Genomic DNA, 23,349 nt, shown 5'->3' with positions numbered 1-23,349 from the left:
GTGAAGCACTGCGCGAAACGCTCACTCGGCTTGGAGTGGGTCGAGCGCGCGGACATGCTCGACAGACCAGCCGAGCGGAACCAGGTCACCAACCGCCAGCTCCGGATCGAGCTCGGCCACGGGTTGCTTGACGTAGAAATCGGACTTGCCGCAGACCTCCATGCGGATACGCACGTGATCACCCAGGTAGATGAACTCGGCGATGCGCCCGGAGAAACGGTTGGGGCAGCTCTCGCTGGCACCGTTGATGCGAATGCGCTCGGGGCGGATCGACAGGCTCACCGCCTCGCCCACGGCGCCGACGTTGACCGCCATGGCACGGACTTCCTCGCCACGCGCCAGACGCACCACGCACTGGTCGCCATCGCGGCTGACCAGCTCGCCCGGAAGGCGGTTGTTCTCACCGATGAACTGGGCGACGAAGGTGTTGTGCGGCGCTTCGTAGAGTTCGCGTGGCGGGGCGATCTGCTGGATCTCGCCCTGATGGAATACGGCCACGCGGTCGGACATGGTCAGCGCCTCGCCCTGGTCGTGGGTCACGTACACCACCGTCACGCCCAGGCGCTGGTGCAGGTGCTTGATCTCCATCTGCATGTGCTCGCGCAGCTGCTTGTCCAGCGCACCGAGGGGTTCGTCCATCAGCACCAGCTGCGGTTCGAACACCAGCGCACGGGCCAGCGCCACACGCTGCTGCTGGCCACCGGAGAGCTGGCCTGGATAGCGATTGCGGAAGCTGTCGAGCTGCACCATGGACAGGGCACGCTTGACCCGCTCGCTGATGTCGGTGCGCGACATGCCGCGTACGCTCAGGGGGAACGCCAGGTTCTCGGCCACGGTCATGTGCGGGAACAGCGCGTAGTTCTGGAACACCATGCCGATGTCGCGCTTGTGCGGCGGCAGTTTGTTCAGGGAGCGACCATCGAGCAGAATCTCGCCGGCGGTCGGAGTTTCGAACCCGGCCAGCATCATCAGGCTGGTGGTCTTGCCGGACCCGGACGGGCCGAGCAGGGTCAGGAACTCGCCCTTGCGGATATCCAGGTTGAGATCCTTGACGATCAGCGTCTCGCCGTCATAGCTCTTCTGCACACCGCGGAAGCTCACCAGTACATCGTTTGCCATCACACCACACCCTTGTTCTTGTCTCAGGCCGATGACTCAAGAGTAGGTTGGCGGGAACGGGTGAAAAATCGGGCGGGATGACAGGCTGTTATCAGGCGCGAGGAGAATCTTCTGTAGGAATCGCCCTACAAATTCCGAGTGATTGCATCGGTTATCGAAGATGCCCCATGGGTAATCCATGGGTAGGTTGGACACCGCTTTTCATGTCCAGCAATGCAGGTGTACCGCTATCGCAACGGTGGATGAAAAGAGCCTCATCCACCCTGCGCCGGCATACAGTAGGCGTGTTGCAGAAGCGCCCGATCAGACCAGGCGGTGCTCCATCGCATAGCGCACCAGATCGGCCATCGAGTTCGCTCCGAGCTTCTGCATCAGGCGCGCCTTGTGGGTGCTCACGGTCTTGTTGCTGATGGCCAGGTGCAGGGCGATATCGTTGACGCCCTCGCCGCGCACCAGACGCTCGAATACCGAAAATTCGCGCTCGGACAGTTGCGCATGGGGCGGACGCGAGTCGGTCAGGCCGACTTCGAAGACCATGCGATCGGCCAGGGCCGGGTCGATATAGCGTCCACCGCCGGCGACCTTGCGAATCGCGGTTACCAGCAGGGCCGGGTCGCTGTCCTTGGTGGCGTAGCCAGCGGCGCCGGCCTTGAGTGCACGCGCCGCCATCTGCGCCTCGTCGTGCATCGACAGCACGAGAATCGCCGGCGCTTCGTTCAGTGCGCGGATGCGCGGAATCGCCTCCAGACCGTTGACGCCAGGCATGGAGATGTCCAGCAGCACTACATCGCAGGGTGTACGGCGCAATACTTCGAGCAGTTGCTCGCCATTGCCGGCTTCGCCCGCCACCTCAAGATCGCGCGCCATGCCGATCAGTTGCTTGATGCCTTCCCGCACGATGGTGTGGTCTTCGGCCACCAGTACCCGGATCACGCCGCGATCTCCTCATTCAGGTTTATGCGCGCGCACAGCGTAGTGCCCTCCCCCGGCCGGCTGTCAATCTGCAGCTGGCCGCCGAGCATGAGCATGCGCTCCTGCATGCCGACCAGACCGAAGGACTGTCCCGGTTTGCGCAGGGCCGGATCGAAGCCCCTGCCATCATCACTGACCGACAGGCACAAACTGCCCGCTTCCTGCCACAGGCGTACCACGACGCTATGGGCGCCGGCGTGACGCATGACGTTGGTCAGTGCTTCCTGGAGGATGCGGAACAGACCGATGGCCTGCGCATCGGGCAGGTTCGGCAGATGTTCAGGCACTTCGACCAGACAGGGGATCTGCGTACGCTCCTCGAAGCGGCGCACCTGCCACTCGATGGCCGAGGCGATGCCGGCATCGAGAATGGGTGGCCGTAGGGCGGTGGCCACGTCGCGCACCAGCTGGAACAGCTGCGCGATCAGACGCTTCATGCTGGCCAGGCGCTCGTCCAGTTCCGGGATCTGTCCGGCGCAGACCAGCTCGCACATGGCCGTCTCCAGCTTGAGCACGGTCAGCACCTGACCGAGCTCGTCATGCACTTCGCGGGCAATGCGCGCCTTCTCCTCCTCGCGCACGCTTTCCAGATGCGCCGACAGCTGGCGCAGGCGTGCCCGCGAGTCGGCCAGCTCCAGCTCGGCCAGCTTGTTCTCGGTGATGTCCCAGAGAATCCCGTCCCAGACCACCCGGCCATTGCCCTGCGGACGTGCCGTACTGCGGATATCTGCCCACAGCACCTCCTGCGCCGCAGTGAGAATGCGCCCCTGCCAGTACCAGTCGCTCTCGCTTTCCAGCGCCAGGATCTGACTGTTGAGGTAGCTGGGTAGATCCTGCGGATGCACCAGGCTGCGAATACCGCGTTCCTCACGCTGCAGTTCATGGGCCGGCCAGCCGACCATCTCCTGACTGGCCTCGCTGATATAGGCAAAGCTGACCGCCTGCCCCGCGCCGAAACGCTCCAGGCGAAACACCAGACCGGGCACGTTGCCGGCGATACCCTTGAAGCGTGCCTCGCTCTCTTCCAGCGCCTCACGCGCACGGCGGCGTTCGGTCACATCGCTGAGAAACACCACCAGGTACTCGGCCTGGCGATAGCGCAGAAAGCTCAGGGACACGTCGGCCGGCATGCGACTGCCATCGGCACGCAGGCAGTCGATCTCGAAACTCCTCGAAGCATTGTCCTGCTCGCGGACACGCTTCCACAGATTGAGCCAGCGATCCATGTTCAGGCCGGGCTCCAGCAGACTCAGTGGCTTGTCCACCAGCTCGCCGCCGGCGTAGCCGAGCATGCGCTCGGCGGCGCGATTGGCATAACGCAGGTGACTGTCCCAGTTGACCCAGAGAATGCCCACCGTGCTGTGGTCGATGGAGAACTGGCTCAGGCGTAGCGCTTCGGCGGCCTGCTGGTGGCGGTCCAGCTCTGCGCGGGCACCGAGCAGTCCGCTCTCGAGCAGGCGCGCCTGCTGGCGCTGCCGATACAGCGCGGTGGCGCCGATCAACAGCAGCAGCGTGAGAAACAGTGCGAAGGTCTTCCAGAAACCGACGAAATCGGTGGACTGCGGATAACGCAACGGCATCCAGGTTTCGCGCAGCTCCTCCAGCTCGCGCGCAGGCAGCGCCTGCAAGGCCCGGTCGACGATGGCCGACAGCACCGGCTCGTCGCGGCGCGTGGCCAGACGCAACAGCTGTGGCAGGCCGATATCGCCGACGATGCTCAGGCTGGAGAAACGTGATTCGCGCAGCAACAGGCTGAGGCTCGCTTCATCCAGCACCGCATAGCTGACCTCCCGATTCAGTACCAGCAGCAACGCGGCGCGATCCGAGGGCACCTCACGCAGGCGCAGGTTGGTATGGGTGCGCTCCAGGTACTCGGCAGCCTGACTCGGTGAGCGCAGGGCGACCATCTGCTCCAGCGGCAGCTGATCGAGATCCACTGCACCACTGCCGCTGCGCTCGCCGACCACCAGATGCGGCACACGCAGGTAGGGCATGGAGTAGTGCCAGAGGCGCAAACCGGCAGGCGTCTGCTGCAGGCCTGGCGCCAGGTCCACCTCGCCCGCGCTGACGGCGCGCTCCAGCGCCTCGTGGCTCGGATACAGACGCCAGTCAGGCGCGACCCCCATGCCGTCCAGCAGGCGCTGCATCAGCTCGATATTGGCCCCGGTCAGCTGCCGGTTCTGGCCACGCTGTACCCAGGGCGCCTGCTGAATCAGCCCGACACGCAGCACTGGATGCGCCTCGAGCCAGGCACGCTGTTCGGCATCGAAGGCCGGGCGCAACGGCATGCGCGTGCTCTCGGCCCAGGCCGGGGCGGTCGATAGCAGCAGCAGGAAGAAGAGACAGGAGAGCAGGGATTTCATGTACGGCGAATCCGGTGACGCGATCCCCTACCTTACTCCAGTCTCGCCCGCATCGCCTGACAAAAGCGCGGCACGGCATTAGGCTCTGCAGCAGATATCAAGGAGCCCGATCGATGCGCCCCCATTCACTCGTACTGCTCGGTTTCTGCCTGCTCTGCGCCGCCACCGGCTGGGCACAGGAACCGGCCGAGGATGTACAGGATACGGCGTCCGGCGAAACCGAATCGCCTGCGGCCAACGAACGCCCCCCGCTGCCCGAACGCAGCGTCAGCGACGCGCAGACGCTGGAACAGCGTCTGGACAAGCGTGAACAGCAGAGGCTGCAGGCAGGCGACGAAAGCTTCCTCGCCCTGTGGCTGCCTGCCAATGTGGGCGAACCCGAAGGCGCGGTGATCCTGGTGCCCGGTGACGTGGAGAACGCCGATGGCGCTGCAGCGGTCGGCCCGCTGCGGCGCAAGTTGCCCGATGCCGGCTGGCACAGCTTGAGCCTGACGCTGCCGGACCCGGACGGCGATCCGCCGCCACTGCGCCAGGCCACCGTGACAACACCGACCGCGGGCGATGACGCACTTGCGAGCGAGAACGAAACCGACGCCGAGTCCCCAGCCGAAGCAGCCGTAGAGCAAGACGCACTGCAGACGGACGAGAGTCCGGTCAGCGCCGAACAAAGGCGCCAGGCACATGTCGAGCGCGTGATGGAGCGGATCGACGCCGCCATCGCCTTCGCCGAACAGCAACAGGCCAGGGAGATCGTCCTGCTGGGCCACGGCAGCGGCGCCTACTGGGCTGCGCGTTATCTGAACGAACGCAAGCCGGCCAATGTGCACAACCTGCTGATGGTGGCCGCCGAAATGCCTGCCGGCTTCGCACCGCCGCTGGACGAGCTGGTCGCGCAGCTGTCGGTAGCCGCCGGCGACTTCTATTACAAGGATCAGGCCAGCGATCGAATCTCGGCCCTGAAGCGCATGCAGGCGAGCAAAAGAGCCAGTTTGCCCAGTTATACCCAGGTGTCGATGAAAGCCCTGCCGGGCAATCTGGAGATACAGCAGGAACAGCTCTACCGCCGCCTGCGCGGCTGGCTCACACTGCATATCCGCGCCACGAGCGGCTAGCGGATCCCTCTACGCTGGCGGATCAGTGCATAGGCCTGATGCAGTTGGCGAGTGGTTTCGGTCGCTGCACGAATGCGCTCGGGCGAGGCGCCGGAGCCAGCCAGCTTGTCCGGGTGATGACGACTGAGCAGACGCCGGTACGCGCGCTTGATCTGCTCGGGCTCGGCATCCTCGCTGACGCCCAGCAGACGCAGCGCCTCCTGATAGCTGCCGCCAGTCGAAGCCGGCTGCTGACTGCGACGCGGCGCGTACTCCTCGCCCAGGCTGTCGAGCCGGGCACTGTCCCAGCCGAGCCACTTGCCCCACAACAGGATCAGCTCGTGCTCACGGGGCGAAACCCGCCCGTCGACCCAGGCCATGCGCCAGCAGGCGCGCAACATCGCGTCGGCACGCTCGCGCTGGCGCAGCAACGGCCCCCGCAAGTTGTCACGTCCGGTCTTGCCACGGGAGAAGGCATCGATGGCTCGGCGCTGACCGGCCGCGTCCAGTCCTAATCGCTGCATCTCCGAGCGCGCCTGCTGGATATGACTCTGCACCACCCGTCCATCGCACTTGGCCAGGCGCCCCAGCATCAGAAACAGCAGATCGTCATCCGCCGGCGCCGCACGGCCGCCCAGTCGCTCGCGCAGGTTGTCCCAGCCGTGCAGGCGCAGGCGACGATCCAGCACCTGCCCGAGCAAGCCGCCGAGCAACGCCCCCGGGATGCTGGCCAGGGCCAGCCCGGCCGCAGCGCCAAGCAGGGTCGCCGGCCACAGCACCTAGCGGGTCTCCTGCAGCAGACGCTCGACTTCGGCCAGCCGTTCGTGCGTGCCGACATCGATCCAGCAGCCAGCGTAATGCTCGCCACTGACCTGCCCCGCGCTCATTGCCTCACGCAGCAATGGCGCCAGCTTGAAGGCTCCAGGCGCAGAGCCGGCAAACAGGCGCGGGTGCAGCACGGCGAGACCGCTGTAGGTCAGCCGCTCGCCGGCCACTGCCGCATCCTGAACCTGGCCAGCCGCCAGGACGAAGTCGCCCTTCGGGTGATGCGCCGGGTTATCCACCAGCACCAGATGCGCCAGACCGGAAAGCGGCTGGCGCAGCGCGGCGAAGGCGTAGTCGGTGAAGATGTCGCCATTGACCACCAAGAAGGGCTCATTGCCCAGCAAGGGCAGCGCCCTGAAGATGCCGCCGCCGGTTTCCAGCGGCTCGCCTTCGGCCGAATAGACGATGCGCACGCCAAAGGACGAGCCGTCGCCGAGATAGTCCTCGATCTGCTGGCCGAGCCAGGCATGATTGATCACCAGCTCGGTGAAACCGGCAGCAGCCAGAGCGCGGACGTGATATTCGATCAACGGCACGCCAGCCGCCTTCACCAGCGGCTTCGGCGTATGCAGGGTCAGCGGACGCAGGCGCTCGCCCTTACCCGCAGCCAGGATCATCGCCTTCATGCACGCGCCCCTTCGTCTATCGCCAGACTGGCGAACAGTTCGCCCAGCTCGGCCAGCTCCGGCCGACGCGCCAGCACTGCCTGGATATAGGAGAAGAACCGCGGCACGTCCCCCAGATACCTGGGCTTGCCGTCGCGATGGCAGATACGCGCGAAGATGCCGATGACCTTGAGGTGACGCTGCACGCCCATCAGGTCACTGGCGCGCAGAAAGTCTTCGAACGAGCCCTGTACTGGGATGCCCGCCGCCTCTGCACGCCGCCAGTAGTTCTGCAGCCAGCCCTGCACGCGCGCTTCGGGCCAACTGAGGAAGGCATCCTTGAACAGACAGGTGATGTCATAGGTGACCGGGCCGTTGACGGCGTCCTGGAAGTCCAGCACCCCCGGGCTGGGCGTGCTCTGCATGAGGTTGCGCGGCATGAAGTCGCGGTGCACCACGACCTTAGGCTGAGCCAGAGCGCTGTCGATCAGCAGCTGACTGATGCGTTGCCAGGCTGCCTCCTGCTCATCGGTAAAGGTGCACCCCAGGTGGCGCTGCACGTACCACTCGGGAAACAGCTGCAGCTCACGCCGCAGCAAGGCCTCGTCGTAATGCGGCAACTTGTCATCGAGAGGCAGACGCTGCTGCCGTAACAGGGCCTCGATGGCATCGTCGAACAGCGCATCGGCGTTGTGTTCGTCGATCACATCCAGATAGGTCTGGCGGCCCAGGTCATCGAGAATCAGGAAGCCCTGTTCGAGATCGGCGGCCAGCACCTGCGGCACATGCATTCCGGCACTGGCCAGCAGTTCAGCGATACGCACGAAGGGCTCGCAATTTTCCTGAGGTGGCGGCGCGTCCATCAGAATAAGGCTGCGCTCAGCGGCCTGCCAGCGGAAGTAGCGGCGAAAACTGGCGTCGCTGCTGGCAGGAGTGAGTTCTGCCGCGGGGACAGCCCCCCAGCCACGCGTGGCGAACAGGGAAGGGAGTTGCCCGGCGAGCCAGGTTTGCAGCTGTTGCAGACGTACATCGTGTTCAGACATCAAGGGGTCTCCGACGGCGCTAGCCGTTGCGCGGGTCATGCTTTATTATCCAGCATCTTTTTCAGCCCATCGAGAGGCGTGCGGCCCCTGGGCCGATAGCGCGCAGGAAGCCCGGACTAACAAGATGGCAGTAAAACATCCCGCGTTCCGCAAGAAATTCCCACTGCTGGTTACCGGCAGTTTTCTGGCCTTACAGCCCGTGTTCAGCCTACAGTCCTTTGCCGCCGAGCAATATGATTGCCAGGCGTCGCCAACGGGCGGCTGGGCATGCGCGCCGAAATCAGCAGCCAGCGCCCTGCCACCACGTCCGGTGCACAGCCGTGACGCTGTCAGCAGCAGCGGCGGCACCGCTACGGCCGTAGCCAAGCAGGACGCTGCTCCGGTGCTGGTCACCGAGAGCAAGGGCCGTGCCCTCGCCTCGCGCAGCCCTGACTACAGTCACCTGGACTGGGTCCCGCGTGACAAGCTGACCGCCGCGCAACTGGCCGAGGCCGGTCCTTACTGCGCAGGCGCCTATGTCGAGCCGCTGCGTCCGGGCATGGATGACACCACGCCGCTGGACGAGTCGCCGATGTTCGTTTCCGCCAAAGCCTCGCGCTTCGAGCAGGAAAAGCAGATCGCCACCCTCGCCGGTGACGTGGTCCTGCGCCAGTCCGGCATGCAGGTCGAGGCCGACGAAGCCAGCCTGCACCAGACGGAAAACCGTGGTGAACTGGTTGGTAACGTGCGCCTGCGCGACAAGGGCATGCTGGTGGTCGGCGACCGCGCCGAACTGCAACTGGATAACGGCGAAGCCCGTATCGACAACGCCGAATACGTGATGCACCAGGCTCACGTGCGCGGCAGCGCGCTCTACGCCAAGCGCGAAGAGACCGCGATCATCCGCCTCAAGGATGGCACCTATACCCGTTGCGAACCGGGCGACAATGCCTGGCATCTGAAGGGCAACAACGTCACCCTGAACCCGGCGACCGGCTTCGGCACCGCCACCAACGTGACGCTGCGGGTCAAGGACATTCCGGTGTTCTACACCCCGTACATCTACTTCCCGATCGATGACCGTCGCCAGTCCGGTTTCCTGCCGCCGAGCATCGGCACGTCGAGCAGCAACGGCTTCTCGCTGCAAACGCCTTACTACTTCAACCTGGCGCCGAACTACGACGCCACGCTGTACCCGACCTACATGGCCAAACGCGGCCTGCTGATGGAAGGTGAGTTCCGCTACCTGACCGAGAGCAGCGAAGGCCAGATCGGCGCCGCCTACCTCGACGACAGCGAAGACGAGCGCAAGCTGCAGTCCGAGTACAAAGACCAGCGCTGGATGTACAGCTGGCAGCACAAGCAGGGCCTGAACTCGCGCCTGCTCGCCGAAGTCGACTACACCGATATCAGCGACCCTTATTACTTCCAGGATCTGGATACAGATCTGGGCATCGACAAAAAAACCTATGTTGATCAACGTGGTACGCTGACCTACCGCGGTGACAGCTATCGCGCACGCTTGAACGTGCATGCATACGAACTGGCCAATATCACCGATGTGACGCCGTATGATCGCCTGCCGCAGATCACCCTGGACGGCAAACTGCCATTCAATCCGGGCGGCCTGGATTTCACATATGGGACCGAGTACGTACGTTTTGATCGCAACCTGCGCTCGGGCAACTACATCAACGAAGACGGTGTTGACGAAGGTCCTTACTACGACGGGCGCCTCTCCGGCCTGAACCGTGCCGACGGCGAGCGCCTACATGTAGAACCTGGCGTCAGCCTGCCGCTGGATTGGACCTGGGGCTTTATCAAGCCTCAGATCAAGTACATGCAGACGCAGTACCAGATTGATCTGGATGGGCAAGGTCGGGATGACATCGCTAACGCTACGAATGCCGCTAACGACCGAAATCGTCAATGGTTCGGCGTCGACTACAAGCGCTCACCCAACCGCGGTGTCGGCCTGTTCAGCGTCGACAGCGGCCTATACTTTGATCGTGACACCCAACTGTTCGGCCAAAACTTCCGTCAGACTCTGGAGCCACGTGCCTTCTACCTCTATGTACCGGAAGAAGACCAAGCCGATATCCCAGTATTCGATACCGGCGAGCCGACCTTCAGCTACGCCTCGCTGTGGCGTGAAAATCGCTTCAGTGGCAAGGATCGCATCGGTGACGAGAACAAGCTTTCGCTGGGTGTGACCAGCCGCTGGATCGAGCCGAATGGCTTCGAGCGTCAGCGCTTCAGCATCGGCCAAGCCTTCTACTTCGAAGACCGCAAGGTGCAGATGCCGGGAATCGACTATCGCGGCCGCCAGGATGCAACCTCGGACGTATCCCCTTACGCACTGGAATACCTGTATCGCTTTAACCGCGACTGGCGCTTCTCCTCGACCTTCAACTGGGATCCGGACCAACACGCCACCCGCTCGGGCAGCGCGATGTTCCACTACCAGCCGGAAGCCAACCCGAACAAGGTCGTCAACTTCGGCTATCGCTATCGTAACGACACACTGCGTTATGACCGTGACAGCGGTACCTGGACCACTAACCCAGACTACGGCAATCCGACACTGGGTAATGGGCAGCCGAACCCCAACTACATCAAGAACTACTACAAGATCGACCAGCATGACTTCTCCGTCATCTGGCCGCTGGCTCCGCAGTGGAGCCTGATCTCGCGCTGGCAGTATGACTATGGCCGCAACCGTACTCTCGAAGCCTTCGGTGGTTTCGAATACGACAGCTGCTGCTGGAAGCTGCGCCTGATCAACCGCTACTGGATCGATTACGACGAAGTCAGCCTCAACCCATCGCGCAACGACGAGCCGGACCGCGGCATCTTCCTGCAGATCGTCCTCAAGGGCCTCGGCGGCGTTGTTGGCAACAAGGTGGAAACTTTCCTCGACCAAGGCATTCAAGGTTACCGTGAACGTGAAGACCAAGCTTTCTGATCGCCTGCGCCCCCTGCTGTTGGGCGCAGCACTGCTGGCGGCAACGGCTCAGGCCCAGGTTCGTCCACTGGATCGCGTCGTGGCCATCGTCGACAACGACGTGGTCATGCAGAGCCAACTCGACGCTCGCCTGCGTGAAGTGCAGCAAACCATCGACAAGCGCGGCGGCTCCGTGCCTCCTGGCAACGTACTCAGCCAGCAGGTGCTCGAGCGCCTGATCATCGAGAACATCCAGCTGCAGATCGGCGACCGCTCCGGCATTCGCATCACCGACGAAGAACTGAACCAGGCCATGGGCACCATCGCTCAGCGCAATGGCATGAGCCTGGAGCAGTTCCGTGAAGCACTGGCACGCGACGGCCTGTCCTATGCCGATGCGCGTGACCAGGTGCGTCGCGAGATGGTCATCAGCCGTGTGCGCCAGCGCCGCGTGGCCGAACGCATTCAGGTTACCGATCAGGAAGTGCAGAACTTCCTCGCTTCCGACCTGGGCAAGATGCAGCTGTCGGAGGAATTCCGCCTGGCCAACATCCTGATCCCGGTTTCCGAAGGCGCGTCCTCCAGCGAAATCCAGGCCGCTGACCGTCAGGCGCAGGAGCTGTATCAGCAGCTGCAGCAGGGCGCGGACTTCGCCCAGCTGGCCGTCTCCCGCTCCGCCAGCGAGAACGCGCTGGAAGGCGGCGAGATGGGCTGGCGCAAGGCTGCTCAGCTGCCGCCACCGTTCGACAGCATGATCCGTCAGTTGAACCCGGGGGAAGTCACCGAGCCGGTACGTACGCCGGGCGGCTTCATCATCCTCAAGCTGATCGAGAAGCGTGGCGGCGAAACTCAGGTACGCGACGAAGTACATGTCCGTCACATCCTGATCAAGCCCAGCGAAATCCGCAGCGAAGAGGAAACCCGCCGTCTGGTGGAGCGTCTGCATCAGCGTATCGTGGCTGGCGAGGACTTCGCCGAGCTGGCGAAGAGCTTCTCCGAAGACCCGGGTTCGGCACTCAACGGTGGCGATCTGAACTGGATCGACCCCGAGGCGCTGGTACCCGAGTTCCGCGAAGTGATGAACAACACCGCCAGCGGCGAACTGTCCAAGCCGTTCAAGAGTCCTTACGGCTGGCACGTGCTGCAGGTCATGGGCCGCCGCGCCACCGACAGCAGCGTGCAGTTCCGTGAGCAACAGGCCGCCAACCTGCTGCGCAACCGCAAATACGACGAAGAACTGCAGACCTGGCTGCGTCAGATTCGCGACGAAGCCTACGTCGAAACCAAGCTGTAAAAGCCGTTTCGAATTCGCAGAGCCCGGCCCAGCGCCGGGCTTTTTCGTTCCTGGCCCGGCAGCGTACACTGGCGCCCCACGCCATACAGAGAGCGGCCATGACTGTGCAGCCAAGCTTCGCCCTTACTCCAGGTGAGCCCGCCGGAATCGGCCCCGACCTGTGCCTGCTTCTGGCTCAGCAGGCACAGCCCGCTCCGCTGGTGGCTATCGCCAGCCGCGAACTGCTGAGCGAACGCGCCAGGCAGCTCGGGCTGGACATCGACCTGCAGGACGTCGGCCCGGCGCAATGGCCCGATCGCCCCGCAGCAGCGGGCACCCTGTATGTGTGGGATACGCCACTGGCAGCCCCGGTTACGCCTGGCAGGCTGACACCAGCCAATGCCGCCTACGTGCTGGAAACGCTCACCCGCGCAGGTCAGGGCTGCCTGGACGGTACCTTCGCCGGGATGATCACGGCCCCCGTGCACAAGGGCGTGATCAACGAAGCCGGCATCCCCTTCTCCGGCCACACCGAGTTTCTCGCCGAGCTGACCCATACCGAACAGGTGGTGATGATGCTGGCTACCCGTGGCTTGCGCGTGGCACTGGTGACCACCCACCTGCCGCTCAAGGATGTAGCAGCCGCCATCACCGCCGAGCGTCTGGAGCGCGTTACCTGCATCCTGCATGCCGATCTGCAGGGCAAGTTCGGCATCGCCGAGCCGCGCATCCTCGTCTGCGGGCTCAATCCGCACGCAGGCGAAGGCGGGCACTTGGGTCGCGAGGAAATCGAGATCATCGAGCCGACGCTGGAGCGCCTTCGAGCGCAAGGCATGAACCTGATCGGCCCGCTGCCGGCCGATACCCTGTTCACGCCGAAGTACCTCGAGCATGCCGATGCCGTGCTGGCCATGTACCATGACCAGGGCCTGCCGGTGCTCAAGTTCAAGGGCTTCGGTGCAGCGCTCAACGTGACTCTGGGCCTGCCGATCATCCGCACCTCTGTGGACCACGGTACCGCTCTGGATCTTGCCGGCACCGGCAAGGTGGATATCGGCAGCCTGCAAGTGGCGCTGGAAACCGCCTACCAGATGGCAGCCAGCCGCAGGCGGTGAACCGCTGAGGCCGCGGCCCGCGCCTGCAGCGCCATTCGCTGGTAGACTGTGCGACTTTCTTTTTTTGCATCCAGCCCCGGGCACCACGCCTCAGGGAGCTCCGCGGAGCCGCACATGTCCGAATACCAACACCGCGCGCGCAAGCGCTTCGGCCAGAACTTCCTGCATGACGCCGGGGTGATCGACCGCATCCTGCGTGCCATTCGTGCCAAGGAAGATGAGCGCCTGCTGGAAATCGGCCCTGGCCAGGGTGCCATTACCGAGGGCTTGCTCGGCAGCGGCGCACAACTCGACGTGATCGAGCTCGACCTCGACCTGATTCCCATCCTTCAGAACAAGTTCGGCGACAATCCGCGTTTTCGCCTGAATCAGGGCGACGCCCTGAAGTTCGATTTCGCCCGTCTCGAAGCGGCGCCGCGCAGCCTGCGCGTGGTCGGCAACCTGCCCTACAACATCTCCACGCCGCTGATTTTCCACCTGCTGGACAATGCGCCGCTGATCCGCGACATGCACTTCATGCTGCAGAAGGAAGTGGTCGAACGCATGGCTGCCGGTCCAGGCGGCGGCGACTGGGGCCGTCTGTCAATCATGGTGCAGTACCACTGCCGCGTTGAGCACTTGTTCAATGTCGGCCCAGGCGCCTTCAACCCGCCGCCCAAGGTGGACTCGGCCATCGTCCGTCTGGTGCCGCACGAAACCCTGCCGCACCCGGCCAAGGATCACCGTCTGCTCGAACGCGTCGTGCGCGAGGCGTTCAACCAGCGGCGCAAGACCCTGCGCAATACGCTGAAGCACCTGCTGCCGGCCGAAGCCATCGACGCGGCCGGCGTCGACGGAAGCCTGCGCCCCGAACAACTGGATCTGGCCGCCTTCGTCCGCCTGGCCGACCAGCTGGCCCTGCAGCCCTCTGCTGCGCAGGACTAAACTGCAATTAGCTCAACGGATCACGCGCATGTCCGACCCTCGTTACCAGATCGACGTCAGCGTCACCTCCCGCTATCTGGCGGCGCAATCGCAGCCGGAGCAGAACCGCTATGCGTTCTCCTACACCGTGACCATCGTCAATAACGGCGAGCTATCTGCCCAGTTGCTGTCACGCCACTGGATCATCACCGATGGCGACGGCCGCGTGCAGGAAGTCCGCGGCGCCGGCGTAATCGGCCAGCAGCCGCATATCGCGCCAGGCGCCAGCCACACCTACAGCAGCGGAACGGTGATGACCACCCAAGTCGGCACCATGCAGGGCAGCTACCAGATGCTCGCGGAGGACGGTAAACGCTTCGAGGCGACCATCGCGCCGTTCCGCCTGGCGGTACCGGGAGCGCTTCACTGATGGCTGTGTATGCCGTCGGCGATCTGCAGGGTTGCCTGAAACCGCTCAAGTGCCTGCTCGAGCAGGTAGCTTTCGATCCGGCGCATGATCAGCTCTGGCTGGTGGGTGATCTGGTCAACCGCGGCCCGCAGTCGCTGGAAACCCTGCGCTTTCTCTATTCCATCCGTCACGCGGTCACCTGCGTACTGGGCAACCACGACCTGCATCTGCTGGCCGTGGCGCACAACATCGAGCGCCTGAAGAAGGGCGATACCCTGCGCGAAATCATCGATGCACCGGATCGCAACGATCTGCTCGACTGGCTGCGCATGCAGAAGCTGGTACACCACGACGCCGAGCGCGAGGTAACCCTGGTGCATGCCGGCATCCCGCCGCAATGGACGCTGACCAAGGCGCTGCGTCGTGCGGCCGAGGTCGAAGAGGTGCTGCGTGACGATGCCCGCCTGCCGCTGTTTCTCGATGGCATGTACGGCAATGAGCCAGCCAAGTGGCACAAGGACCTGCATGGCGTAACCCGCCTGCGCGTCATCACCAACTATTTTACCCGCATGCGCTTCTGCAAGGCAGATGGCACGCTGGACCTCAAGACCAAGGAAGGCGCCGACAACGCGCCGCCCGGCTTCGCGCCCTGGTTCAGCCACCCGCAGCGCAAGATGCGCGGCGAGAAGATCATCTTCGGCCACTGGGCGGCGCTGGAGGGCAATTGCAGCGAACCGGGCCTCTACGCACTGGATACCGGCTGCGTCTGGGATGGTGCGATGACCCTGCTCGACGTCGACAGCGGAGAACTTCGCCGCTGCACCTGTCCCAAGGAATAAGCGCCCGAGGCGTCCCCAAGAATCACGCGAGGCACCAACATGAGCGAATTCAAGCGTATCTCCCCGCAACAGGCGCAGGAACTGCGCGCCCTGGGCGCCGTCGTGGTCGACATCCGCGACCCGCACAGCTTTGCCAATGGCCATATCAGCGGTTCGCGGCACCTGGACAACCACTCGCTGCATGACTTCATCACTCACGCCGACCTCGATGCGCCGCTGATCGTCTCCTGCTACCACGGCAATTCCAGCCAGGGCGCGGCCGCCTATCTGGCTGGCCAGGGCTTCTCCGAGGTGTACAGCCTAGACGGCGGTTTCGAGCTCTGGCGCGCCACTTATCCAAGCGAAACGGCGCAAAGTTCCGAAGAATAATTTTTCCTCAGCGGTAGGCCGCGCCCGCTCTGGCCTGCCGCCTCCTCCCGGCACGCAGCAACATCCAGTTATCGTTGTCCCGCCCTTGACGCTCGGCAGAACGAACTATCCTGTTACTCAGGCCATCCCACTGAAGGTAGAGCCGGCCAACCGGCATCGGGCCATCGGTAACGACTTTTGGGTTTTGGGGGATAGTTCCCGACTTCTGCGGAGCCGGCGTCACCCAGCACCTGCACGCACGACCGATCCCGAGCCAGCTTTCAGCATCGAGCGAGGTGAAGTCATGAGCATTTTCAGTCACTTCCAACAACGTTTCGAGGCGACCCGCCAGGAGGAGTACTCGCTGCAGGAGTACCTCGAACTGTGCAAGCAGGATCGCAGCGCCTATGCCACTGCGGCAGAGCGCCTGCTGATGGCTATCGGTGAGCCGGAGCTGCTCGACACCTCGACCGATCCGCGGTTGTCGCGGATCTTCTCCAACAAGGTGATCCGCCGCTATCCGGCCTTCGCCGACTTCCATGGCATGGAAGAATGCATCGACCAGATCGTCTCCTACTTCCGTCACGCCGCGCAGGGCCTGGAGGAGAAGAAACAGATTCTCTACCTGCTGGGCCCGGTGGGTGGCGGTAAATCCTCGCTGGCCGAGAAGCTCAAGCAACTGATGGAGAAAGTGCCCTTCTATGCCATCAAGGGTTCGCCGGTGTTCGAGTCGCCACTGGGGCTGTTCAACGCTACCGAAGACGGCGCCATCCTCGAGGAGGACTACGGCATCCCGCGGCGCTATCTGAATTCGATCTTGTCGCCCTGGGCCACCAAACGCCTGCAGGAATTCGGCGGCGACATCAGCCAGTTCCGCGTGGTGAAGCTGTACCCCTCGATCCTCAACCAGATTGCGGTGGCCAAGACCGAACCGGGCGACGAAAACAACCAGGACATCTCGGCACTGGTCGGCAAGGTGGATATCCGCAAGCTGGAGGAATTTCCACAGAACGACGCCGATGCCTACAGCTATTCGGGCGCGCTGTGCCGGGCCAACCAGGGCCTGATGGAATTCGTCGAGATGTTCAAGGCGCCGATCAAGGTGCTGCACCCGCTGCTGACCGCCACTCAGGAGGGCAACTACAACAGTACCGAAGGCCTCGGCGCGATCCCCTACAGCGGCATTCTGCTGGCCCACTCCAACGAATCGGAATGGCACAGCTTCCGCAACAACAAGAACAACGAGGCGTTCATCGACCGGATCTACATCGTCAAGGTGCCCTACTGCCTGCGCGTCACCGATGAGATCCGCATCTACGACAAGCTGCTGATCAACAGCTCGCTGGCCAAGGCGCACTGCGCACCGGACACCCTGAAGATGCTCGCGCAGTTCAGCGTACTGAGCCGCCTCAAGGAGCCGGAAAACTCCAACATCTACTCGAAGATGCGCGTCTATGACGGCGAGAATCTCAAGGATACCGACCCGAAAGCCAAGTCGATCCAGGAGTACCGCGACAGCGCTGGCGTCGACGAGGGTATGAACGGTCTGTCGACCCGCTTCGCCTTCAAGATCCTCTCCAAGGTATTCAACTTCGACCCGCATGAAGTGGCCGCCAACCCGGTGCACCTGCTCTACGTGCTGGAGCAGCAGATCGAACAGGAACAGTTCCCCGCCGAAGTGCGCGAACGCTATCTGCGTTTTCTCAAGGAATACCTGGCGCCGCGCTACATCGAGTTCATCGGCAAGGAGATCCAGACCGCCTACCTCGAGTCCTACAGCGAATACGGGCAAAACATCTTCGACCGCTACGTGCTGTACGCCGACTTCTGGATTCAGGACCAGGAATACCGAGACCCGGAGACCGGCGAGATTCTCAACCGCGTGGCGCTCAACGAAGAACTGGAGAAGATCGAGAAACCGGCCGGCATCAGCAACCCGAAGGATTTCCGCAACGAGATCGTCAACTTCGTGCTGCGCGCGCGTGCCAACAACAACGGCAAGAACCCAACCTGGCTCAGCTACGAGAAGCTGCGCGTGGTGATCGAGAAGAAGATGTTCTCCAACACCGAGGATCTGCTCCCGGTCATCAGCTTCAACGCCAAGGGCAGCAAGGAGGATCAACAGAAGCACAACGACTTCGTCAAACGCATGGTCGAGCGCGGCTACACCGAGAAGCAGGTGCGCCTGCTGTCGGAGTGGTACCTGCGGGTTCGCAAGTCTCAGTAAGCCCTGAACGGCGCGTCCGTCGCGCCGTCTCAATCGCTGCACGGCCGCGGCTGCGGGCGTGCTAGGGAGCCGTCATGAGCTATGTGATCGACCGACGCCTCAACGGCAAGAACAAGAGCACGGTGAACCGCCAGCGCTTTCTGCGGCGTTACCGTGAGCACATCAAGAAGGCGGTGGAGGAAGCCGTCAGCCGACGCTCCATCACCGACATGGAGCACGGCGAGCAGATCAGCATTCCCGGCCGCGATATCGACGAGCCGGTGCTGCATCACGGCCGCGGCGGCAAGCAGACCATCGTCCACCCCGGCAACAAGGAATTCACCACCGGCGAGCGCATCCCGCGCCCGCAAGGCGGTGGTGGCGGACGAGGCAGCGGCAAGGCGAGCAACTCCGGCGAGGGCATGGACGAGTTCGTTTTTCAGATCACCCAGGAGGAATTCCTCGATTTCATGTTCGAGGACCTGGAGTTGCCCAACCTGGTCAAGCGCCACCTCACCGGCGCGGAAACCTTCAAGACCGTGCGCGCCGGCATCAGCAACGAGGGCAACCCCTCGCGCATCAACATCGTACGTACCCTGCGCTCGGCGCATGCGCGACGCATCGCCCTGTCCGGCTCCAGTCGCGCCAAACTGCGCGAAGCCAAGGCCGAGCTGGAACGACTCAGACTTGAAGAACCGGACAACTTCGGCGATATCCGGGCCATTCAGGAGGAAATCGAACGACTCAGCGCGCGCATCCACCGCGTGCCCTTCCTCGACACCTTCGACCTCAAGTACAACCTGCTGGTCAAGCAGCCCAACCCCAGCTCCAAGGCGGTGATGTTCTGCCTGATGGATGTCTCCGGTTCCATGACCCAGGCCACCAAGGACGTGGCCAAGCGCTTCTTCATCCTTCTGTACCTGTTCCTCAAGCGCAATTACGACAAGATCGACGTGGTATTCATCCGCCACCACACCAGCGCCAAGGAAGTGGATGAGGAGGAATTCTTCTACTCCCGCGAGACCGGGGGCACCATCGTCTCCAGCGCCCTGAAGCTGATGCAGGAAGTGATGGCCGAGCGCTATCCGGTCAACGAATGGAATATCTATGCCGCCCAGGCGTCGGACGGTGACAACTGGAACGACGACTCGCCGGTCTGCAGGGATATATTGATCAACCAGATCATGCCGTTCGTGCAGTACTTCACCTACGTCGAGATCACCCCACGTGAGCACCAGGCACTGTGGTTCGAGTACGAACAGGTGGCCGAGGCCTTCGCCGACAGCTTCGCCCAGCAGCAGCTGGTGTCCGCTGCGGACATCTACCCGGTGTTCCGCGAACTGTTCCAGCGTCGCCTGGTGAGTTGAGGGCCAAACCATGAATGCCAGCAACAGAAAGCGCGAGCCGATCTCCACCGGATCGGAATGGACCTTCGACCTGATCCGCCAGTACGACAGGGAAATCGCACGCATCGCCGAGCGCTACGCGCTGGATACCTACCCCAACCAGATCGAGGTAATCACCGCCGAGCAGATGATGGATGCCTACGCCTCGGTCGGCATGCCGCTGGGCTATCACCACTGGTCGTACGGCAAACATTTCCTCGCCACCGAGAAGGGCTACAAGCGTGGTCAGATGGGCCTGGCCTACGAGATCGTGATCAATTCCGACCCGTGCATCGCCTACCTGATGGAGGAAAACACCATCTGCATGCAGGCGCTGGTAATCGCCCACGCCTGCTACGGCCACAACAGCTTCTTCAAGGGCAACTACCTGTTCCGCACCTGGACCGACGCCAGCTCGATCATCGATTACCTGGTGTTCGCCAAGCAGTACATCATGCAGTGCGAGGAGCGTTACGGCATCGACGCCGTGGAAGAGCTGCTCGACTCCTGCCATGCGCTGATGAACTACGGCGTCGACCGCTACAAACGCCCCTACCCCATTTCTGCCGAAGAGGAACGGCGCCGCCAGAAGGATCGCGAAGAACACCTGCAGAGGCAGATCAACGATCTGTGGCGCACCATTCCCAAGAGTGCCGACAAGAGCAGCGAGAAGGACAGCAAACGCTTCCCCGCAGAGCCGCAGGAAAACATCCTCTACTTCCTGGAGAAACACGCGCCGCTGCTGGAGCCCTGGCAGCGCGAAGTGATCCGCATCGTGCGCAAGATCGCCCAGTACTTCTATCCGCAGCGCCAGACCCAGGTGATGAACGAAGGCTGGGCCACCTTCTGGCACTACACCCTGATGAACGACCTGTACGACGAAGGCCTGGTCACCGACGGCTTCATGATGGAATTTCTCCAGTCGCACACCAGCGTGGTCTACCAACCGCCGTTCGACAGCCCCTACTACAGCGGCATCAACCCTTACGCGCTGGGCTTCGCCATGTATCGCGACATCCGCCGTATCTGCGAAGACCCGACCGAAGAGGACAAACGCTGGTTCCCGGACATCGCCGGCAGCGACTGGCTGACCACCCTCAAGTTCGCCATGACCAGCTTCAAGGACGAGAGCTTCATCCTGCAGTTCCTTTCGCCCAAGGTGATCCGCGACTTCAAGCTGTTCGGCATCCTCGACGACGACCAGAAAGACGAGCTGGTGGTGCCCGCCATCCATGACGAATCCGGCTACCGCACCATCCGTGAGCTGCTCGCCGCGCAGTACAACCTGGGCAACCGCGAACCCAACGTGCAGATCTGGAACATCGACCGCCGCGGCGATCGCTCGCTGACCCTGCGCCATCAGCAGCACGACCGCAAACCACTGGGCGACTCCACTGGCGAGGTACTCAAGCACCTGCATCGGCTGTGGGGCTTCGATATCCACCTGGAGGTATGCCAAGGCGACCAGTTGATCACCACCCAGCATGTACCGCCACGTGGCAACGCGGAGAACGACAGCGAATACCCGCGACTGGACCTGATCATTCCGCCCATCTGATCGATTGCCGGCCAGGCAGCCTGCGCTATCAGGCAACCGGTGCGCGCGGCGCTCCCTGAAGATCTTCGGTATCCTCTGCGCTCAGTGGAGGAACAGACATGCAGATCTACAAAGTCGGTGGCGCAGTGCGTGATCGCCTGCTCGGCCGTCCCGTCAGCGAAGTGGACTGGGTCGTAGTCGGCGCCAGTGCAGAACAGATGCTGGAGCTCGGCTACCGCCCGGTGGGCGCCGACTTTCCGGTGTTCCTGCACCCGCAGACGGGCGAGGAATATGCCCTGGCGCGGACCGAACGCAAGAGCGGCCGCGGCTATGGCGGCTTCACCTTTCACGCCAGCCCCGATGTCACGCTGGAAGAAGACCTGATCCGCCGCGACCTGACCGTCAACGCCATGGCCGAGGATGACCAGGGCCGGCTGATCGATCCCTATGGCGGGCAGCGGGATCTGCAGGCCCGCCTGCTGCGTCATGTATCACCGGCCTTCGCTGAAGATCCGCTGCGGGTACTGCGCGTCGCCCGCTTCACCGCACGCTATGCGCTACTCGGTTTCAGCGTTGCGCCAGAAACACTCGAACTGATGCGTCAGCTGGCCGAGTCTGGCGAGCTGAGCCACCTCACCGCCGAACGTAGCTGGAAGGAAACTTCCCGTGCACTGATGGAGCCGCGCCCCGACGTGTTCATCCAGGTGCTGCGCGATTGCGGCGCGCTGGCTGCGCTGCTGCCGGAAGTGGATAAGTTGTTCGGCGTGCCGCAGCCGGTAGCGCACCATCCCGAGGTCGACACCGGGGTGCATGTGCTGAGCGTGCTGCGCCAGTGCGCGGAACACGACCAGCCGCTGAACGTGCGCTGGGCCTGCCTGCTGCATGACGTCGGCAAGGGCCTGACGCCTGAAACCGAATGGCCGCGGCATATCGCCCATGAACACAAGGGGCTGCGCCTGATCCAGGCGATCAACGAGCGCTGCAAGGCGCCGCGCGACTGCGCCGAACTGGCAATGCTGGTGGGTGAATTCCATACCCACGGCCACCGAGCGCTGGAACTTCGCCCCTCGACGCTGCTTGAGCTGCTGCAGCGCTTCGATGTATTCCGCCGCCCGCAGCGCTTCACCGAGTTCGTTGCAGCTTGTGAGATGGATGCGCGCGGCCGTCAGGGCCTGGAGCAGCGCGACTACCCGCAAGCCGCTTACCTTTTGGGCGCCGCCGAGGCAGCAAGGCAGGTGGCGGTCAAGCCGCTACTGGAGAAGGGATTCAAGGGCGCGGAGCTGGGCGAGGCGCTCAATCGCGAGCGCCTGCAGGCACTGAAGGCCTACAAAGAGCAGCACGCCTCGTAGGAGCGGCTGGGCGGCATTCCGTTTCAGCCGCGATCATCACAGCTCCGCGGCCCACCTTTTCGTGGAAAGTCCGCTCCTACCGGTCAATGCCAACCCTTAGCCCGGAGGCAATCCGGGACATTCCCAGCGTCCGTTCCCCCGGATTGCATCCGGGCTACGAAGAGCGCGCCTGTAGCAACTCGGCCGGTGTCAGCTCGGCACCGCGCCACTGGAAGGCAACAGGCCACAGCTGCTGATCGATCTGCAGCGCCGTCCGCAGTTCGACGAATGACCGACCGTCGAGCGGGTGACATACCTGTGGTGCGAGCAAGGCCAAAGGCCAGAGCACGAAGGCGTTCTTGAGAATTTCCGCACGCGGCAGGATCAGGCCGTTGAAGTTGCCTACCTGCTCGCCATACAGCAACACGTCGATATCCAGCGGCAGGCCCTTGCGATCCGGCGCATAGCGGCCGTTATCGGCCTCGATGAATTTCAGCCGGCGATCCAGCTCCAGCAGCGGCAGCTCGGTTTCACCGACCACCACCAGATTGAAGAAGTTGCCGCTCTTGATGCCCACCGCGTGGCTTTCGAAAACCGGCGAGCAGCGCATATCGGTGAGCAGAGCAGACAGCGCATCGAGCCCGGCACACAGGTGAGCCTCGCGCTGCACATTGCTGCCGAGGCCGAGAAAGACCCGAGTCACAGACATCCGCGCTCGATCTCCACACCCACGCCGCCACGTGCGGCCGGAACTGCACCGGGCTTGGTCAGTTTCAGCCGAACCCAGGGAATGTTGAACTCATCCATCAGAAGCTGCGCCAGACGCTCAGCGAAGGTCTCGACCAGAATGAACTGCGACTCGGCCGCGAAGGCCTGGATACGCGTGGACACGCAGGCATAGTCGAGCGCCAGGTCGAGATCGTCATCGGCTGCGGCCGGGCGGTTGTCCCAGGCCATCTGCAGGTCGAGACGCAGGCACTGGCGAATGTCGCGCTCCCAATCGTAGGCGCCGATCACCGTGTCGACTTCCAGCCCCTCGATAAATACTCTGTCCACCGCACTCTC

The 23,349-nt window shown here is 63.3% G+C and carries 20 protein-coding genes; 12 read left to right on the top strand and 8 right to left on the bottom strand.

Annotated elements, in window-relative coordinates; translation table 11 throughout:
• Nucleotides 1–21: 21 nt before the first annotated feature.
• The 3 genes from OEG79_RS02725 to OEG79_RS02715 all read right to left on the bottom strand — a co-directional run bounded on the left by OEG79_RS02725 (nucleotide 22) and on the right by OEG79_RS02715 (nucleotide 4,454).
• A complete protein-coding gene (locus tag OEG79_RS02725) occupies nucleotides 22–1,119 on the bottom strand; it encodes an ABC transporter ATP-binding protein (protein ID WP_264147353.1) in 1,098 nt (365 codons plus the stop codon).
• A gap of 303 nt (nucleotides 1,120–1,422) precedes the next feature.
• The gene (locus tag OEG79_RS02720) at nucleotides 1,423–2,052 is read right to left on the bottom strand and encodes a response regulator transcription factor (protein ID WP_264147352.1); all 630 of its coding nucleotides are present in this window, start codon (nucleotides 2,050–2,052) and stop codon (nucleotides 1,423–1,425) included.
• Nucleotides 2,049–4,454, bottom strand: coding sequence for a PAS domain S-box protein (locus OEG79_RS02715; protein ID WP_264147351.1), 2,406 nt, complete (start codon nucleotides 4,452–4,454; stop codon nucleotides 2,049–2,051). The genes OEG79_RS02720 and OEG79_RS02715 overlap by 4 nt, the downstream gene beginning before the upstream one ends.
• 113 nt (nucleotides 4,455–4,567) lie before the next feature.
• Between OEG79_RS02715 and OEG79_RS02710 the strand changes: the two genes are divergently transcribed.
• Entirely contained in the window at nucleotides 4,568–5,566 is a 999-nt protein-coding gene (locus OEG79_RS02710; protein WP_264147350.1) for an alpha/beta hydrolase family protein, read from the top strand.
• Here the strand turns inward: OEG79_RS02710 and OEG79_RS02705 are convergent.
• The 3 genes from OEG79_RS02705 to OEG79_RS02695 are packed head-to-tail and all read right to left on the bottom strand — an operon-like array spanning nucleotide 5,563 to nucleotide 8,018.
• Nucleotides 5,563–6,324, bottom strand: a complete 762-nt coding sequence (locus OEG79_RS02705; RefSeq protein ID WP_264147349.1) for a DnaJ domain-containing protein — start codon at nucleotides 6,322–6,324, stop codon at nucleotides 5,563–5,565. The two genes, OEG79_RS02710 and OEG79_RS02705, sit on opposite strands and share 4 nt — an antisense overlap.
• On the bottom strand, nucleotides 6,325–6,996 hold the full coding sequence (murU, locus tag OEG79_RS02700; protein ID WP_264147348.1) for an N-acetylmuramate alpha-1-phosphate uridylyltransferase MurU: 672 nt from the start codon (nucleotides 6,994–6,996) through the stop codon (nucleotides 6,325–6,327).
• Complete coding sequence (locus OEG79_RS02695) at nucleotides 6,993–8,018, bottom strand: aminoglycoside phosphotransferase family protein (protein ID WP_264147347.1); 1,026 nt, start codon at nucleotides 8,016–8,018, stop codon at nucleotides 6,993–6,995. The genes murU and OEG79_RS02695 overlap by 4 nt, the downstream gene beginning before the upstream one ends.
• A gap of 124 nt (nucleotides 8,019–8,142) precedes the next feature.
• Here OEG79_RS02695 and OEG79_RS02690 point away from each other — a divergent pair, with 124 nt between their 5' ends.
• The 11 genes from OEG79_RS02690 (at nucleotide 8,143) to OEG79_RS02640 (ending at nucleotide 22,305) form a co-directional block, all read left to right on the top strand.
• Complete coding sequence (locus OEG79_RS02690) at nucleotides 8,143–10,962, top strand: LPS-assembly protein LptD (RefSeq protein ID WP_264147346.1); 2,820 nt, start codon at nucleotides 8,143–8,145, stop codon at nucleotides 10,960–10,962.
• Nucleotides 10,943–12,235, top strand: coding sequence for a peptidylprolyl isomerase (locus OEG79_RS02685; protein ID WP_264147345.1), 1,293 nt, complete (start codon nucleotides 10,943–10,945; stop codon nucleotides 12,233–12,235). The genes OEG79_RS02690 and OEG79_RS02685 overlap by 20 nt, the downstream gene beginning before the upstream one ends.
• 98 nt (nucleotides 12,236–12,333) lie before the next feature.
• Nucleotides 12,334–13,329: a 4-hydroxythreonine-4-phosphate dehydrogenase PdxA gene (gene pdxA, locus OEG79_RS02680; protein WP_413247524.1), complete on the top strand. Its 996-nt coding sequence runs from the start codon at nucleotides 12,334–12,336 to the stop codon at nucleotides 13,327–13,329.
• 114 nt (nucleotides 13,330–13,443) lie between these two features.
• The gene (rsmA, locus tag OEG79_RS02675; RefSeq protein ID WP_264147344.1) at nucleotides 13,444–14,253 is read left to right on the top strand and encodes a 16S rRNA (adenine(1518)-N(6)/adenine(1519)-N(6))-dimethyltransferase RsmA; all 810 of its coding nucleotides are present in this window, start codon (nucleotides 13,444–13,446) and stop codon (nucleotides 14,251–14,253) included.
• Between the two features lie 28 nt (nucleotides 14,254–14,281).
• Nucleotides 14,282–14,662, top strand: coding sequence for a Co2+/Mg2+ efflux protein ApaG (apaG, locus tag OEG79_RS02670; protein ID WP_264147343.1), 381 nt, complete (start codon nucleotides 14,282–14,284; stop codon nucleotides 14,660–14,662).
• Nucleotides 14,662–15,480, top strand: coding sequence for a symmetrical bis(5'-nucleosyl)-tetraphosphatase (locus OEG79_RS02665; RefSeq protein ID WP_264147342.1), 819 nt, complete (start codon nucleotides 14,662–14,664; stop codon nucleotides 15,478–15,480). Before apaG ends, OEG79_RS02665 begins: the two co-directional genes overlap by 1 nt.
• A 39-nt stretch (nucleotides 15,481–15,519) precedes the next feature.
• Entirely contained in the window at nucleotides 15,520–15,849 is a 330-nt protein-coding gene (gene glpE, locus OEG79_RS02660) for a thiosulfate sulfurtransferase GlpE (protein WP_264147341.1), read from the top strand.
• A 283-nt stretch (nucleotides 15,850–16,132) separates the two neighbouring features.
• Nucleotides 16,133–18,055 carry a PrkA family serine protein kinase gene (locus OEG79_RS02655; protein WP_264147340.1) on the top strand — a complete coding sequence of 641 codons (1,923 nt, stop codon included), beginning with the start codon at nucleotides 16,133–16,135 and terminating at the stop codon, nucleotides 18,053–18,055.
• A gap of 74 nt (nucleotides 18,056–18,129) precedes the next feature.
• A complete protein-coding gene (locus OEG79_RS02650; RefSeq protein WP_264147339.1) occupies nucleotides 18,130–19,401 on the top strand; it encodes a YeaH/YhbH family protein in 1,272 nt (423 codons plus the stop codon).
• A gap of 10 nt (nucleotides 19,402–19,411) precedes the next feature.
• A complete protein-coding gene (locus OEG79_RS02645) occupies nucleotides 19,412–20,977 on the top strand; it encodes a SpoVR family protein (protein WP_264147338.1) in 1,566 nt (521 codons plus the stop codon).
• 98 nt (nucleotides 20,978–21,075) lie between these two features.
• Entirely contained in the window at nucleotides 21,076–22,305 is a 1,230-nt protein-coding gene (locus OEG79_RS02640; RefSeq protein WP_264147337.1) for a multifunctional CCA addition/repair protein, read from the top strand.
• 154 nt (nucleotides 22,306–22,459) lie between these two features.
• Here OEG79_RS02640 and folK read toward each other — a convergent pair whose 3' ends face one another.
• Nucleotides 22,460–22,993, bottom strand: a complete 534-nt coding sequence (gene folK, locus OEG79_RS02635; protein WP_264147336.1) for a 2-amino-4-hydroxy-6-hydroxymethyldihydropteridine diphosphokinase — start codon at nucleotides 22,991–22,993, stop codon at nucleotides 22,460–22,462.
• Nucleotides 22,984–23,340, bottom strand: a complete 357-nt coding sequence (folB, locus tag OEG79_RS02630) for a dihydroneopterin aldolase (protein ID WP_264147335.1) — start codon at nucleotides 23,338–23,340, stop codon at nucleotides 22,984–22,986. The genes folK and folB overlap by 10 nt, the downstream gene beginning before the upstream one ends.
• Between the last annotated feature and the right edge of the window lie 9 nt (nucleotides 23,341–23,349).

It is taken from the genome of Pseudomonas sp. Z8(2022), assembly GCF_025837155.1.
Lineage (GTDB): Bacteria > Pseudomonadota > Gammaproteobacteria > Pseudomonadales > Pseudomonadaceae > Aquipseudomonas.
The sequence above is the reverse complement of the archived record's forward strand: the minus strand, read 5'-3'. Positions and strand labels throughout refer to the sequence as shown.